A 15,005-nucleotide genomic window follows, 5' to 3' on the forward strand; every position below is an offset into this window, starting at 1 on the left:
CCTGCGCTTTCCCCCTCCTAGTAGGGGTGACACGGTTGTGGAGATTGTTTATCTAATGAAGCTGGCAAAGGCAGTAGCGCAGTTTTGTTGTAGTGCTGCCGATTCCGATCGCAAGAGCCAGCCAGGGTATCCATGAGATGCGACGAGCCAGGGCAGCGAAGGGCACCAACGGTGCGCTGCCAAGGCGTGGTCAGGATCCATAGACAACCTAGTGACCCATTGACCTATCGACGTATCGACGCATTGAAGCATTGACGCATTGAAATATCGACATATCGACGTATCGATTCAGGAGTGAGAAGAGTGCAAACCAATATCAGGAATATCTTTACCCTCGGCATCATGGCTTCCGCGGCAGCGGCACTTGTGGCTTGCGGGGGCGGCTCGGACTCGACGCCGACCCCGACGACGCCATCGGTCACCGTGCAAGGCAAGGCCGTCGACTTCTACCTGTCACAGGCTACGGTGACGTTCCTCGATTGCAGCAACAAGACCACCACGACCACCGCGACCGGGGATTTCACGTTCCCGGATGGCTGCTCCACCAGCGCGCTCAAGGTGACCGGCGGTACCGACATTGGTACCAACCAGCCGTTCACCGGCGTGCTGCAAGCGCCGGCGGTGACCTACAAGGCCGGCGTGACCCCGGTGATCACGCCGCTGACGACGTTGGTTGCGCAACTGGGCGCAGCCCAGGCCGCGGCGCTGGCGACCAAGCTTGGCCTGCAAGGCAAGGACCTCACCACGCTGGACCCGATGCAAGACGCGGCCGTGCTCAAGGCAGCCGTGGTGGTGCAGCAACTGGTGGACCAGGTCGCGAAGACGCTGGCAGGCTTGTCGAAGGCCACCGGCGGCACGTTGACGGCGGAAGCTGCCGCGGCGGCGGCGGCCAGTGCCGTGGCTAGCGCGGTGAACAATGCCTCCGGTACCGCAGACCTGACCAACAGCACGCTGGTCACGTCGGTGATCAACACGTCGGTGCAGAACGCCAAGGCAGGTTTCCCGGCCAGCGTCCAGGCCAACATTGCCGCAGTGGCGGCCAACGTCGCCGCGCTGGCCGGCCCGGTCGTGGCCAACCAGGTGTCGAACGTGAGCACCGCGCTGGGCACGATCGTGCTGGGCGCGAGCCCGTCCGCCACGCTGGCTGCCTTGCAGCAAAGCGGCTCGGTCAATGCGGTGACCGACAGCGCCAAGTCCACGACGAGCAATGCGCTGGTGGCGGCGGTAACGCCGGCCGCGCTGGCGGACCCCACGCTGACGACTAACCTGGCTGCGCTTGGTACGGCTGTCTCTACCGGCAACACCACGGCAATCCAGACCGCGGCTGGCAACCTGGGCGGCAGCGTCAACAGCGGCGCCATCAACGATGTGGCCAACAGCGTCAAGCCGACCAACTTCATCCAGTTGGCCAGCATGACCATCAATGGCCAGCAGTTCACGAACTTCAATGCCGTGACGGTGACCGGCGGTACGCTGAGCTCCATCAAGGTGGCGGCTTCGCAAAGCGGCGATGCATTTGCCGGCGGGGCAGCGGAAGTGCGTGCCGGCCTGAGCTACACGTACAACGGCAACAAGGTCGACGTCATCATCGAGAAGGTTGCGCTTACCTTCAACAACGGTGCATTGACCGGCGCGCAGGTCCCGGTCAACACGCCGTACTCGTTCCGCATCAGTGGCGGCAGCATCACGGCTAGCGTGGGCCTGACCAACGCGACTGCCGACAACCTGTTCGACAGCGCCAACGGCGGCTCGCTGAACCTGCCGTTCACGGTCTTCCTGGCCAAGCTGCAAAGCGCGGGCGCGCTGAGCGCCACGCAGATCGCTTCGCTCACGCCCAAGTCGACCAGCACCTTCCCCGTGACGTTTGCGGTGGCGGGCCAGAGCGGCAAGGCGGTAAGCGTTGCCACCCTGGTGAGCAGCAGCCCGCAGAAGACGCAGGCGCAGACGGTGCAGACCGCCACGTCTACGGTCAGCGGCAACGGCATCACGACCTCGGTCACGCTGAACCCCTGATCGGTGCGCGGTGAAGCCCTTCCCGTGGTCAGGGGAGGGCCTGCCCGGTCATCCGTCATGCGCGCCATCTGGCGCTTGTGGCGGGTGGCCGGCTTCTTTTTGTGTGCAGTCGGCCGGACCAAGAACTGGCTGACGCCATGGATGAGGTCCGTCCCCGGCCTCGGAGTCTCCCTATGCTGTTGTATCGCACGCGCCGGCTCGGCCATGCCGGTGCCTTGATGCTGGGTTTGTCGTGCGTCGGCGTTGCCCATGCGGCCCCCGACGATGTGTTTCTGCAGGCCGAGCCCGCTACGGGCGAGTTCACGTCATTTCGCGTGGAGGCCAGCTATGACATGGTCAACAAGACCGTGGATGTCTTTAACCTGCGAGAGGGCCAGGGCGCCGTGCCGGACAATGCCGGCGACTATCGTGGCGGCAAGCTGATGCTGGGCTACAAGTTCTCGCCGAAGTGGTCGGGATCGGCCACGTACTGGCGCCGCGGCATCGACTACGGGCAGGACAACAACCAGATCGATAGCTGGATGCTGGCCTTGCACTATGACCCGCTGGCCGAGCCTGGCGCGCGGGACCGCGTCATGCTGCGCTTCTCCCTTTGGGGCGACCGCGCCGGCAGCCTGACCCGCTCGTCCGCACTCAAGGTCAGGAATGCCACGTTCAACAGCGTCACGGTCAACGACGCCAACGATATCCAGGGCCAGGCCGATGTGATTTTTTCTGGCGACCTTACCGAGCGCAACAAGCTCACCGGGTTCTTTGGCCTGGGCGTGAGCCGCGTGACAATCGGCGGCATCAATACGCGGCTGCAACAGGGCGGGTGCAATTTCAATGTGAGCATTGGCTCGGACAATGTGGCCAGCGGCAACCTGGCCGCGCCTTGCCGCGTGGGCAACACCAACCTGCAGTCGGCGTCGTTTTCAACGGATGCCAGCCAGTACGGCCTGAACATCAACGACGATTTCAACTACACGGCCGGCTTCCTGAACCTGGGTGGCTCCTGGCGCTGGAAGTACGAGAACTTCAGCGCGCGGCTGGGCTATCAGTTCCAGTACCTGTTGCGCAGCAACGTCGATAGCCGCGCCAGTGCCTACGGCTATTCGCCCATCAAGTCAAACCATACGCTGGGGATGGAGCTGTCGTATGCGGTGGTGAAAAATGTCGAGGTGTTCCTGCGTGGGCAGGCATCGCTGTACAACTTCGTTGGCACGATCCCGTTTCTCTATAACGCCGCTACCGCGGGCAAGCTCGATCGCTATTACGGCTATGGCTCGATCGGTATTCGCTTCTCGGGGTTCTAAGGCAGGGGGCGCGGTAATGCGGCCTAATGCGGAGTTGAGCGGGAGGTTGCGCCTGGATTCGGGCGCGAGATGCCCTGGCAGAAAAAAAAGGGTGTAGGCGCAGGGTGCTCCTACACCCCTTGAACGAATCAGCAAGGGGTCAGTCTTGCTGTGATGGATTGTCTTACGGCTTGTATTACGTCAGTACCCTGCCTTAGTAGGTGGTCCTCCTTCGGGGGGGACCGTGCGTGGCCCGTGGCCATGCGGGCACTGAAAGAATAGGGTTGTGCCTGCAGTTGTGCCTGCATGTTGTGCGTGCATAGGTGCGGGCCAGCCTTGGCGTGGGGTGCTCCTTTGGGTTTGCCGTCATTTGAGTTTGCCCTTGGCGCAGCCAATCGCATTGCCGGGCGCTATGGTGGTATGGCGGTATGGTGGTATGGCGTGCTCGCGCGCGAGCTTGATGTGATGCGTGTGCATGTCGCACCCGGCCGTCCAAATGCCTTCCAGGAGCTTAGATTGCATTACGCGTTTTTCAGTGGCACGGCGTCTGCCGGCACGTGGGGCCCGCATCCGGACAGTGGCCCACCCGATCCGGTGGCCGCGCGCCTGGCGCGGCTGCGCCAGCGGATGGCGTGGCCCTCAGGCGGGCCGCAGGGCGTGGATGCCACGGAACGCGACCTGGATCACGAGGAACTGCTCTCGCTCACCCGGGAGGACCTGATCAGTGCGATCGAGTTCGGGCATATCTACCCGGTGTTCCAGCCGCAGATCAGCGCGCAGCACGGCGGCATCGTCGGGCTGGAGGTGCTGGCGCGCTGGTCCGACAAGGGGCGGCACCATGCCCCGGACAAGTTTGTCGGCAGCATCACCAGCCATGGCGTGGAGACGCTGCTGCTGGATCATTTCCTTGGCGCATGCGCTCGGGTGCAGACGCGGTTTCCGCAATACACGGGCCGGTTCTCCCTGAACGTCAACCCGACGACCGCGGCAGCGGCCGGTTTCGTCCAGGGCTTTGTGCGCACAAGCATTTCCCATGGGCTGGATATCGCGCGCATCGTGCTGGAGTTGACCGAGCAGACCCGCATTTCCCGCGGCAGCGAGGCGCGCTTGCTGGAAAACCTCAACGCGCTCTCCGCCCGTGGCATGGTGATCTCCCAGGACGATTTCGGCTCGGGCTATGCCTCGCTGCAGGCCCTTGGGCTGCTGCCGTTCAAGCAGGTCAAGGTGGACAAGATCCTGCTGCACCGCGCGCGCCACGCCGAGCGCGCCCGGCGGCTGTTCTCCTCCTCGATGGCGCTAGCGCGCTCGCTGGAGTTGCAGACGGTGGCCGAAGGCGTGGAGAGCCCGGACGACGTGGTGCTGGCAAGGTCGCTCGGCGCGGATTTGCTGCAGGGCTATGCTGTTTCCCCTCCGATGCCCTTTGAGCGGCTCCAGCTTTAGGCTATGTGCCCGCGCGGCGGGGGTGGTTTGCGCCGCCTTGCCCAGGGGTGCCGCAGCTAGCTATCCCTTGGCGGGGATGGGCTTGGCCTGCCCTGGCCTGACTCGGCCCGCTCCGGCCTGCGTTTGACTACCGTTATATACATCGATATATTTCGCTATATTTCTCTTTATTTCGCTATTAGGGCTTTCTCCCCTCTTTGTTGCCGGCCCAGATCCACAAGGCATTGCCAGTGAACCAGTCGTTGCTGATCCTCGATGCGTTTTCGCTCTCTCCCGGTGAGCCGGCCTGCCGCGCTTTGGCGGGCGTGCTGGAAAGCGCCAACGCTGCCAGGCTGCCCCGGTTCGCGCAGTGGCTCGGCCTTGCCGAGCCCGAGTTCTGGCGGATGCTGGATCACTGTTTTCCGGGTGCCAGGGCGGCGGGGTGGGCGCCAGAGTCGGCGCCGGTCGATGCTGCCGCGTTGCCTTGCGAGTTTCCCGATCTGGTACAGATGCTGATCGCATCGGGCGATCCCGCTCGCCCCGAGGCGCGCTGGGCTGCCCACGCGCTGGCCAGCGGCTGCTTTGGCGGCTCCCATCTCTGGCACGACATGGGCCTGTCGGGCCGGCATGATGTGTCGCGCCTGCTGCAGGCGTATTTCCCCGCGCTCTACGCGGCTAACACCACGGACATGAAGTGGAAGAAGTTCTTCTACCACGCGCTATGCCGGCGGCTGGACCTGCACCCGTGTCCCGAACCGGCCTGCGCCGGTTGCGACAACTACGCCAGCTGCCACGGCGCCGAGTCGGTGATTGGCTGGCGTTAGGCCGGCAGGCCGCCATGATCGGCTCGGATGGCGTTCTACGCGCCAGGCTTGAGCGGCAAGGAGGCCGGCTTCTTGTGTCCCCGGCCCCCGGCTGCTTAGCTCCGCGAGGGAAAGAGGCCGGTAGTGCAGATCATGTACGTCAGGCCGTTGGGCGTGACGGACGCAAGATTCGGCAACGCGAACGTAGTCTGGCCGTCGCCGCCGAAGTTAGTCCCCAGCAGCGAGAACAGCGCCGTGTATTGCGCGATGGGCAGCAGCCGGCCATCGGCCGGCAGGCCTTGCCCGAACGTCGTGGCGGTTAGCCACACGCTGCCTATCGTGCATTGGGTGCCGGTGCCGCCGCCTGCCGCGTTTCCGGTGTTTTGCCCCAGCCCCGGGTTGATGGGGCCTGTGGCGCCGGTAGCGCCAGTTGCCCCCGTTGCCCCCGTGGTACCCGTTACGCCTTGCGAGCCGGTGGCGCCGGTAGCGCCCGTCGGGCCAGTGGCACCCGTGGCGCCTTGGGCGCCGGTGGCTCCCGTTGGGCCTTGCATGCCAGTGGCCCCGGTCGCGCCAGTTGCGCCCGTCGGCCCCGTCACGCCTTGCGCACCGGTGGCGCCAGTCGCTCCGGTCGCTCCGGTGGCGCCAGTGGCGCCATTGCTCCCGTCGGCACCTTGCGGGCCCTGCGCGCCGGTTGCCCCCGTCGCCCCGGTGGCTCCGGTGGCCCCCATCGCGCCGGTAGCCCCGGTGGGACCTGCCGCACCCGTGGCGCCGGTCGCGCCTGTTGCCCCTGCCGGGCCCACATCGCCCCTGGCCAGTTCCTGCGCCACCGTGACCAGCGTGGCGTTGTTGGCCTTCAGGCGCACGATCAGTGCTTCGAGCTTGTCGTCATAGGCGTCGCCGGCTTGTGGCTGGAACACCTGGTTGAGCAGGTTCAGCGTGTCCACTGTCACGCCCAGGTTGGCCAGGCGCTGCCTGGTCAAGGCGAGGGCAGTGGGCAGGCGGTTGCTTGCCGCGCCGGCCGAGGTGGCGGAGAACGTGTTGAAGAAGGCCTCGGTGTCGGGGTTTTCGGTGGCGCTGGCCACCACCAGTTCGGTGATCGGCGTGATGTTGGTCACGCCGGGGCCGAGGATCAGCGTGTGCAGCACGCCGTTCGGGCCGGTCACGCGCGCCGCGCACGGCAGCACCAGGCCGGCGGTGGTGACCGACCAGGCGCCGGTGGCCGAGGTGGTGACGGAGGCCGTGCCGGCCACGCATTTCAGTTCCACGGTGGCGTTGGCAATGGGCGCGCCGGTGGCGGCAACGCCGGAGATCGAGGCTGCCGGTGCTACCGTGACCGGCGCGCTGCCGGACGATTGCACGGTATCGCCGCCGCTGCCACCGCATGCGTTCAGCAGCGAGGCCGCGGCCATGGACAGATAGAGAGCCCGCATTTTTGTTTGCATCTTGATTTCCCTTGATTTCCCAAACGTAGTTATCCGCTTGCACACGTCTCGACGGTGTCGAGGTGCACTTTTCTTTTACTTATGGTTTGGAAGCGCCCGCCGGGCGCAGCAGGCGGCATTTTATAGGGGGTTGCAGGGGGGGGCGCGCAATAGCTTCTGGCCTTTCGCGGGCAGGGCGAAGGCGCAATGGCCCGCTACAGCATGGCCGAATGCAGATGGTGCGGATCGTCCAGCGTATCCGCCACGATCTGCAGCGATTCCTCTATCTCGTCGCGCTCGCCCGGCCCGCCCAGGCAGATCCGGATCGCATCCGGGGGATTGCCATCGGTGGCGAACGCCGCGCTCGATACCGCGCCGATGCCGCGCGAGCGCAGATGCAGCGCCAGCTCGGAAGGGCGCCAGCCGCTGTCCGGGGGAACCGGCAGCCAGAGATGGAAGCCTTCCGGGTCGGCGTCGTATGGCCGCGCCGCCAGCACGTCGCGGGCCAGGAGCTGGCGGGCCACGCACTCGGCGCGGATGGCCTTGAGCATGTCTTCGGCTGTGCCGTCCTTGATCCACGACGTGGCCAGCAGCGTATTGAACGGGCTTGCCATCACCGTGGTGGCGCGCAGGGTGCCGGCCAGCCGCTGGGTCTGGCGCGCGGTGGGGCCGTGGATAAAGGCAATGCGCAATCCGGCGCCAAAGCATTTCGACAGGCCGGTGACGTAGTAGGTGAGTTCCGGCGCGAGCGTGGCCATGGCATCCGGCGTGCGCTGCGGCAGCATGCCGTAGGCATCGTCCTCGATGATCGGCACGCTGTAGCGCAGGGCGATATCGGCCAGGATTTCGCGCCGTCCCTGGGGCATGGTCCTGGTGCTGGGGTTCTGCAGCGTGGGATTGCAGTACAGCGCGCTTGGCTTTTGCGTCTTGCAGAGTGTTTCGAAGGCCGGGCCGAGGGGGCCTTCGTCATCGCTGGGCAGGGCCTGCAGCTGCACGCCGAGCTGCGTGGCGATGGCCTTGATGCCGGGGTAGGCCAGCGTATCCAGGCAGATCGTCTGCCCGGGCCGCGCCAGCAGCGACACCAGCGCCACCAGGGCGCTGTGAATCCCCGGGCAGATCAGCACGGTATCCGCGCGGCAGGCGGGCACATAGCGTTTCAGCCAGTCCACCGCTACGGCGCGATCCGCCGGCGTGCCGCCGAAATCCTGGTAGCGCAGCAGGTCGTAGGGATCCGTCGTGCTCATCAGGCGCGCTGCCGACTCGCGCAGCCTCACGGTGAGCGCCGGCGGCTCGGGCGGGTTGTTCATGGTCATTTCGGCACCCGTGCCCGCGCGCAGCGGCAGCGCCGGCGCGCGCCCGCGCACAAAGGTGCCGCTGCCGGCCTTGGCGTCGATCAGCCCGCGCTTGCGGGCTTCCGCGTAGGCGCGGGCCACGGTGGTGTAGTTGATCTGTAGCGCTTCGGCCAGGTCGCGTAGCGCCGGCAGGCGGTCGCGCGCTTGCAAGCGGCCGCTGGCCAGGTCTTCCTCGATCAGGTCGGGGATCATCAGGTAAGCGGGTTTGGTGCTCTCGCCGAGGCGTTTGAGCCAGTGGCTGGCAAGTCCGGGCAAGGTGGGCTCCTGGTGTGCGCGGTGGTCGGATGCGGCTTTCGCTGGGGCTTTCGTTGAGGCTTTCGTTGACGCGTCAGGCTACCACAATGATCGTTTTTTGCGCTTGGATTGATTGCATTTTTGTTTGCGCAATGATGGTGCGATATCGCGGCATTGCACCGCTTCCGGGCGTGTTTCCCAGGCTGGCGCGGTCCACCGCAGTGCATGGCCGCAAAAGGCCGGTAGCGGCTAAGGCACTAGCGTTTCGCCCACATTTCGCCATCCGGAAAATCAGCGATGCAATCAATGAGCGATTCGCTGCCTGATCGGTCATTGATCGCATCGGCGGGCATGGCAGATGGCATGTCCCGTGCTCAAGGTTTGGTGTCGGCCCAGCGCCGATCGATCGACAGATCCCCCAACCCTATGGAGTGCAACATGCCCGCAGTGAACAAACCGGCCCACAAGAAAGGCGACTTCCTGGTCGACTACGAAGAGAAGGTATTCGAGGACGTCAAGGCAGAACCGGGCGAGAAGGCGCTGGTCACCTTTCACACCGTGGCCTTCGAAGGCTCGATCGGCTTCGTCAACCTGCTGCAGGCCACGCGCCTGCAACGCAAGGGCTTCGAGACCTCCATCCTGCTGTACGGCCCGGGCGTGACGCTGGGCCTGCAGCGCGGCTTTCCCACGCTGGGCGACGAAGCCTTCGCCGGCCATCTCAACTTCAACAAGCAGATCACCAAGTTCATGGACGAGGGCGGCAAGGTCTACGCCTGCCGCTTTGCGCTGCAAGCGCTGTATGGCCATGGCGAAGCATCGCTGATCGAAGGCATCCGCCCGATCAGCCCGCTCGATGTGCTGGACCTGAAGCTGATCCACCGCAAGGAGAACGCGCTGATCCTGGATACCTGGACGGTTTAACGGCTCAACGCTTTAACACATCCACGCATTCACGCTGAAAGAAAGGGCGGGCATCACCATGTCACAGAAACGCATTGTGCGCGCGGCCGCGGTCCAGATTTCTCCGGACCTCGAGCACGGCGAAGGCACGCTGGGCAAAGTCTGCGAGGCCATCGACCGCGCCGCACGGGAAGGCGTGCAACTGATCGTCTTTCCGGAAACCTTCCTGCCGTACTACCCGTACTTCTCCTTCGTGCGGCCGCCCGTGCAATCCGGCAGCGACCATATGCGGCTGTACGAGCAGGCGGTGGTGGTGCCCGGCCCCGTCACCCATGCCGTGTCCGAGCGCGCGCGCCGGCACGCCATGGTGGTGGTGCTCGGTGTCAACGAGCGCGACCACGGCAGTCTTTACAACACGCAGCTCATCTTCGATACCGATGGCCGCCTGGTGCTCAAGCGCCGCAAGATCACGCCGACGTTCCATGAACGGATGATCTGGGGCCAGGGCGACGCGGCCGGCCTGAAGGTGGCCGAAACCGCCATCGGCCGCGTGGGCGCGCTGGCTTGCTGGGAGCACTACAACCCGCTGGCCCGCTACGCGCTGATGACCCAGCACGAGGAAATCCACTGCAGCCAGTTTCCCGGCTCGCTGGTGGGCCCCGTCTTTGCCGATCAGATCGAAGTCACCATCCGCCATCACGCGCTGGAGTCCGGCTGCTTCGTGGTGAACGCCACCGGATGGCTGACCGACGAGCAGATCGCCTCGGTCACCACCGACCCCGCCTTGCAAAAGGCGCTGCGCGGCGGCTGCAACACCGCCATCGTGTCGCCGGAGGGCCAGCACCTGGCGCCGCCGCTGCGCGAGGGCGAGGGCATGGTGATCGCGGACCTGGATATGTCGCTCATCACCAAGCGCAAGCGAATGATGGATTCGGTGGGGCACTACGCCCGGCCGGAATTGCTCAGCCTTGCCATCAACGACCGGCCGGCGGCGACCGCATCGCCCATGGCCACCGCCTTGTCCAACTACCACGGGAGCCCCCACCATGAACTCCAGCGAGATGACGCCGGCCTTGACCTTGAGCCGGTTGTCGGTAACTGAGCTTCGGACCGAGCTGCAATCGGTCGGGCTGCGCCTGCTGGACCCGGCCGCGGGCGCCGCCAGCCGGCGCGGCGGCGCGGGCCCGTCCGACCACAAGGCGGTGACCGTGGATGGCGTGACCATCATGGTGCCGGTGCATACCAACACCGCCTGGCATTCGCCGTACGTAGCGTCGTCGCCGGATGGCAAGGGCACCAGCGCGCTGATGCGTGGCGCCATCCCGATTGCGAACATCAGTTTTCCGAAGGCGCCGCGCTTCTATGCGCTGCAGACGATGGAGGGCGTGCCGTACTCGCACATCGCCACGCTGCACAGCGCGGATGTGCTGGCCACCACGGTGCTGCAGACCTGCATCCGCTATGAGAGCCGGCGCAAGACCTGCAAGTTCTGCGCGATCGGGCAATCGCTCGCGGCGGGGCGCACCATTGCGCGCAAGACGCCGGAGCAACTGGCTGAGGTGGCGCGCGCCGCCGTGCTGCTCGATGGTGTGAAGCATATGGTGCTGACCACCGGCACGCCGCCCACGCCGGACCGCGGCGCCGCCATACTTTGCGAGAGCGCGTTTGCCATCAAGGCGGCCGTGGACCTGCCCATCCAGGCGCAGTGCGAGCCGCCGGACGACGACCGCTGGTTCGAGCGCATGAAGGCCTCGGGCATCGATACGCTGGGCATGCACCTGGAGGTGGTCACGCCCGCCCTGCGCGAGCGGATCATGCCGGGCAAGGCAGCGGTGCCGATCAGCCGCTATATGGAAGCGTTCAAGGCTGCGGTTGCCGTGTTCGGCCGGGGGCAGGTGAGCACGTATATCCTCGCCGGGCTTGGAGACAGCGTTGAGACCATCCTGTCGATCTCGAAGGAACTGGTCGAGCTTGGGGTCTATCCCTTCGTGGTGCCGTTCGTGCCGATCACCGGCACGCCGCTGGAAGACCATCCCGCGCCGCCGCCGGATTTCATGAAGGCCATCCTCAAGCCGCTCGGCGCGATGATCCGCGCGGCGGGCATGCGCTCGGCGGATATCAAGGCGGGCTGCGGCAAGTGCGGCGCCTGCTCTTCGCTGTCTTCGTATGAAGAGGTGGCGGCATGAACGACGATCTCTGTGTGGAAGTGCCTGCGGCCACGACGTTCCGCATCCGCTGGGCCGGGGCGCAGTGGGAGGCGGACGAGGCCATGGCGCTGCGCCGGGCGGTGTTCTGTCATGAGCAAGGCATCTTTGTTGGCGACGACCGCGACGAGATCGACGACGTGGCGCAACTGCTGGTGGCGGTGAAGTGCGAGGCGCACGCACCCGAGATGGTGGTTGGCACCGTGCGCATCCACGAGGCCGAGCCCGGGGTGTGGCTTGGCTCTCGGCTGGCCGTGCACGCTGCATACCGTAGCCAGGGCAGGATCGGCGCGACGCTGATCAGGCTGGCGGTGAGCAGCGCGAACGGGTTGGGCTGCACCCGGTTCCTCGCCCATGTGCAGAGCCAGAACGTGCCACTGTTCCGCCGCTTGCATTGGGACGTGCTGGCCGAGGAAACGCTGCTTGGCCGCCCGCACCACCTGATGCAGGCGGACCTGGACTACTACCCGGCGTGCCTGACGCCGCGCATTGGCCTGTCGACGCTGGGCAGGAGCGGAACATGAGCGTCGCGCAGATAGTGCAAAGCCTGCGTGCCAGCCGCGGCTTTGGCCACAAGACCGATATCGCCGGCGTGCTGTCGTCGCTGGGCAAGGCGCTGCCGGGCGGCATGGGCGGCATGGGCGATCTCGGCCAGGCCGTGGCGGTGGGCGACGATTGCGCCGCGATTGCCGACCATGACGGCTACCTGCTGTTCGCCATCGAGGGCATGGTCCGGGATTTCATCGATGCCAAGCCGTGGTTCGCGGGCTACAGCGCGGTGATGGTCAACATCAGCGATATCTATGCCATGGGCGGCCGGCCGCTGGCCGTGGTGGACGCCATCTGGAGCGACGGCGTGGCGCAGGCCACCGAAGTGCTCAAAGGCATGGCGGCGGCCTGCGCGGCCTATGGCGTGCCCATCGTTGGCGGGCACAGCAATGCCCGCAGCGATCATGCCCAGCTTGCGGTGGCCATTGTCGGGCGGGCGCGGCGCCTGCTATCGAGCTTCGCGGCGCGCCCGGGCGAGAGGCTGCTGATGGCCGTCGATCTGCGTGGGGCCTTTGCCGAGCCGTATCCGTACTGGAATGCCTCCACCGAGGCGCCGCCCGCGCGGCTGCGGGCCGATCTGGAACTGCTGCCCGCGCTGGCCGAGGACGGCCTGTGCGCCGCAGCCAAGGACATCAGCATGGCCGGCACGCTGGGCACGGCGCTGATGCTGCTGGAGTGTTCCGGCGTGGGCGCGCGGATCGATCTGGACCGCATCCCGGCGCCTGCGGGCGTGCCCATGCTGCGCTGGCTGTCGGCCTTTCCCAGCTATGGTTTCTTGCTGGCCGTGCGCGAGCAAGACGTGGCGCGCGTTACCGCGCGGTTCGGTGCGCGGGACCTTGCCTGCGCGCAGATCGGTGTCATCGACGACTCGCGGCGGGTCACGGTCAGCGGGGCCGGCGAGACCGCCCTGCTGTGGGATTTCGCGCACGACGCATTCATCGTTCCGCAGCCAGAGCGTGCCGCGCGGGACGCCACCCACATCGATGCCTGAGGAGCCTGCATGCCAGTCACGCATTTCCGCATACGTTGGCCCGACCAGAGCGAGGCCACCTGTTATTCCCCGTCTTCGGTGGTCACCGAGTTCTTTGTCCCGGGGCAGGACTACACGCTGGACGCGTTCCTGGCGATCGCCAGGCAGGCGCTGGGCAGCGCGTCGGAGCGCGTCAGGGCGAAGTATGGCTATGCCTGCTCCTCTGCCATGGACCAGCTTGAACAGATCGAGACCACCGCCGCGCGTTTTTGCGCGCAGCCGCACGCCACGGTGCGCGTGCTTGGTTTTGGCCGGTAAGTTTAGCCAATTGCGGTCTCCCCTCTCCCGCTTGCGGGAGAGGGGCGGGGGAGAGGGCGGGCGGTGGCAATGGCGCAGGCCCTCACTCTGAGCAGGAGCCCACCCTCTCCCCCGGCCCCTCTCCCACTGCGTGGGAGAGGGGAGCAAACCGGTGGTGGATTAACCCACGGGGAAGTTCGAAGACCGGCATCTGAAGAACCCGCCTCTGAAAGCCTTAACGCATCACACAGCAATCAACGAAGGACCCATCATGTCGACATCCCTCAACGAAACCCAGGCCACTGGCTCCCCCAAACACTACAGCGTCATCATCGTCGGTGGCGGCCAGGCCGGCCTGTCCATGAGCTACTACCTCAAGCAGGCCGGCATCGATCATCTCGTTGTCGAGAAGCACACCGTCACCCATACCTGGCGCAGCCAGCGCTGGGATGCCTTCTGCCTGGTCACGCCGAACTGGCAGTGCGCCTTGCCCGGCTATCCCTACCAGGGCAACGACCCGCACGGCTTCATGAAGAAGGACGAGATCATCGCCTACCTCGATGGCTTTATCGGCATGGTGAACGCACCGGTGCTGGAGCACACCGAGGTGCTGCGCGCAAAGCCGCTGGCGCAGGGCGGCTACCTTGTCTGCACCTCGCAGGGCGACTTCACCGCCGGGCAGGTGGTGGTGGCCTCGGGCGGCTATCACACCCCGATCGTGCCGCGCATGGCCGAGCGCCTGCCGGCGGGCATCCGGCAGATCCAGTCCGCCGAGTACCGCAGCCCGCAAGCCTTGCCGGAGGGCGGCGTGCTGGTGGTGGGCTCCGGCCAGTCCGGCGCGCAGATTGCCGAAGACCTGCACCTGGCGGGCCGCAAGGTGTTCCTGGCGGTGGGCCAGGCGCCGCGCTGCGCGCGCTTTTACCGTGGCCGCGACGTCGTGGACTGGCTGGCCGACATGCAGTACTACGATATGGCGGTGCAGGAGCATCCGCTGCGCGAGGGCGTGCGCGACAACACCAATCACTATGTGACCGGCCGCGATGGCGGGCGCGACATCGACCTGCGCAAGTTCGCCACCGAAGGCATGGAGCTGTTCGGCGCGCTGGAGGATTTCCATGACGGCAAGCTGCGCTTCACGCCGAACCTGAAAGCCAACCTCGACGATGCGGACGACACCTACAACCGCATCAACGCCAGCATCGACAAGTACATCGACAAGCACGGCATCGCCGCGCCGCCCGCCAGCACGTACGCGCCGGTATGGTCGCCGGGCGAGGAGCGTTGGGCGCTGGACCTGGCGCAGGCGGGCATCGGCACCATCGTCTGGTGCATCGGCTTTCGCCCGGATTTCAGCTGGCTGGAGGCGCCGGTCTTCAACGGGCGCGGCTATCCCGGCCACGTGCGCGGCGTGACGGCGCAGGACGGCCTGTACTTCCTCGGGCTGCCGTGGCTGCACACCTGGGGCTCCGGGCGATTCTCCGGCATTGCGCGCGATGCCGGATATCTGGCGGCCATCGTCAGCGAAAAGCTTGGCGCGCAAGCCCTGGCAGCCTGACATGTTCCGCGCGG

13 protein-coding genes are annotated in these 15,005 nt (G+C 66.0%); 11 read left to right on the plus strand and 2 right to left on the minus strand.

All coding sequences use genetic code 11. The annotated features are described in order from the left end of the window. The first annotated feature begins 303 nt into the window (after nucleotides 1–303). The 4 genes from AC1RWI_RS23360 (at nucleotide 304) to AC1RWI_RS23375 (ending at nucleotide 5,530) form a co-directional block, all read left to right on the plus strand. Nucleotides 304–2,013 carry a hypothetical protein gene (locus AC1RWI_RS23360; RefSeq protein WP_492869054.1) on the plus strand — a complete coding sequence of 570 codons (1,710 nt, stop codon included), beginning with the start codon at nucleotides 304–306 and terminating at the stop codon, nucleotides 2,011–2,013. A 173-nt stretch (nucleotides 2,014–2,186) separates the two neighbouring features. Next, entirely contained in the window at nucleotides 2,187–3,308 is a 1,122-nt protein-coding gene (locus tag AC1RWI_RS23365) for a hypothetical protein (protein ID WP_492869056.1), read from the plus strand. A 495-nt stretch (nucleotides 3,309–3,803) separates the two neighbouring features. Further along, nucleotides 3,804–4,727, plus strand: coding sequence for an EAL domain-containing protein (locus AC1RWI_RS23370; protein WP_492869058.1), 924 nt, complete (start codon nucleotides 3,804–3,806; stop codon nucleotides 4,725–4,727). Nucleotides 4,728–4,957: 230 nt separating this feature from the next. After that, complete coding sequence (locus tag AC1RWI_RS23375; protein ID WP_492869060.1) at nucleotides 4,958–5,530, plus strand: nitrogen fixation protein NifQ; 573 nt, start codon at nucleotides 4,958–4,960, stop codon at nucleotides 5,528–5,530. Nucleotides 5,531–5,625: 95 nt separating this feature from the next. Here AC1RWI_RS23375 and AC1RWI_RS23380 read toward each other — a convergent pair whose 3' ends face one another. Together AC1RWI_RS23380 and AC1RWI_RS23385 are read right to left on the minus strand one after the other, a co-directional pair. Next, nucleotides 5,626–6,951: a phage tail protein gene (locus AC1RWI_RS23380; RefSeq protein ID WP_492869062.1), complete on the minus strand. Its 1,326-nt coding sequence runs from the start codon at nucleotides 6,949–6,951 to the stop codon at nucleotides 5,626–5,628. Nucleotides 6,952–7,145: 194 nt separating this feature from the next. Next, a complete protein-coding gene (locus AC1RWI_RS23385) occupies nucleotides 7,146–8,537 on the minus strand; it encodes an aminotransferase-like domain-containing protein (protein WP_492869064.1) in 1,392 nt (463 codons plus the stop codon). A gap of 417 nt (nucleotides 8,538–8,954) precedes the next feature. On the opposite strand from AC1RWI_RS23385, the gene AC1RWI_RS23390 reads away from it, so the two are divergent. The 7 genes from AC1RWI_RS23390 (at nucleotide 8,955) to AC1RWI_RS23420 (ending at nucleotide 14,991) form a co-directional block, all read left to right on the plus strand. Further along, nucleotides 8,955–9,437 carry an MSMEG_0572/Sll0783 family nitrogen starvation response protein gene (locus tag AC1RWI_RS23390; RefSeq protein ID WP_043356207.1) on the plus strand — a complete coding sequence of 161 codons (483 nt, stop codon included), beginning with the start codon at nucleotides 8,955–8,957 and terminating at the stop codon, nucleotides 9,435–9,437. Between the two features lie 58 nt (nucleotides 9,438–9,495). After that, the gene (locus AC1RWI_RS23395; protein ID WP_492869067.1) at nucleotides 9,496–10,518 is read left to right on the plus strand and encodes a Nit6803 family nitrilase; all 1,023 of its coding nucleotides are present in this window, start codon (nucleotides 9,496–9,498) and stop codon (nucleotides 10,516–10,518) included. Continuing rightward, nucleotides 10,478–11,602 carry an MSMEG_0568 family radical SAM protein gene (locus AC1RWI_RS23400; RefSeq protein ID WP_492869105.1) on the plus strand — a complete coding sequence of 375 codons (1,125 nt, stop codon included), beginning with the start codon at nucleotides 10,478–10,480 and terminating at the stop codon, nucleotides 11,600–11,602. Before AC1RWI_RS23395 ends, AC1RWI_RS23400 begins: the two co-directional genes overlap by 41 nt. Next, on the plus strand, nucleotides 11,599–12,144 hold the full coding sequence (locus AC1RWI_RS23405; RefSeq protein ID WP_492869069.1) for an MSMEG_0567/Sll0786 family nitrogen starvation N-acetyltransferase: 546 nt from the start codon (nucleotides 11,599–11,601) through the stop codon (nucleotides 12,142–12,144). The genes AC1RWI_RS23400 and AC1RWI_RS23405 overlap by 4 nt, the downstream gene beginning before the upstream one ends. After that, nucleotides 12,141–13,160: a sll0787 family AIR synthase-like protein gene (locus AC1RWI_RS23410; RefSeq protein ID WP_492869071.1), complete on the plus strand. Its 1,020-nt coding sequence runs from the start codon at nucleotides 12,141–12,143 to the stop codon at nucleotides 13,158–13,160. The genes AC1RWI_RS23405 and AC1RWI_RS23410 overlap by 4 nt, the downstream gene beginning before the upstream one ends. A 9-nt stretch (nucleotides 13,161–13,169) precedes the next feature. Beyond that, nucleotides 13,170–13,457 (plus strand): MSMEG_0570 family nitrogen starvation response protein, encoded by a 288-nt coding sequence (locus AC1RWI_RS23415; RefSeq protein ID WP_043356201.1) that lies wholly within the window; start codon nucleotides 13,170–13,172, stop codon nucleotides 13,455–13,457. A gap of 250 nt (nucleotides 13,458–13,707) precedes the next feature. Then, nucleotides 13,708–14,991, plus strand: coding sequence for an MSMEG_0569 family flavin-dependent oxidoreductase (locus tag AC1RWI_RS23420; protein ID WP_492869073.1), 1,284 nt, complete (start codon nucleotides 13,708–13,710; stop codon nucleotides 14,989–14,991). The last annotated feature ends 14 nt before the right edge of the window (nucleotides 14,992–15,005 follow it).

This window comes from Cupriavidus sp. MPR-AND1C, from assembly GCF_058809705.1.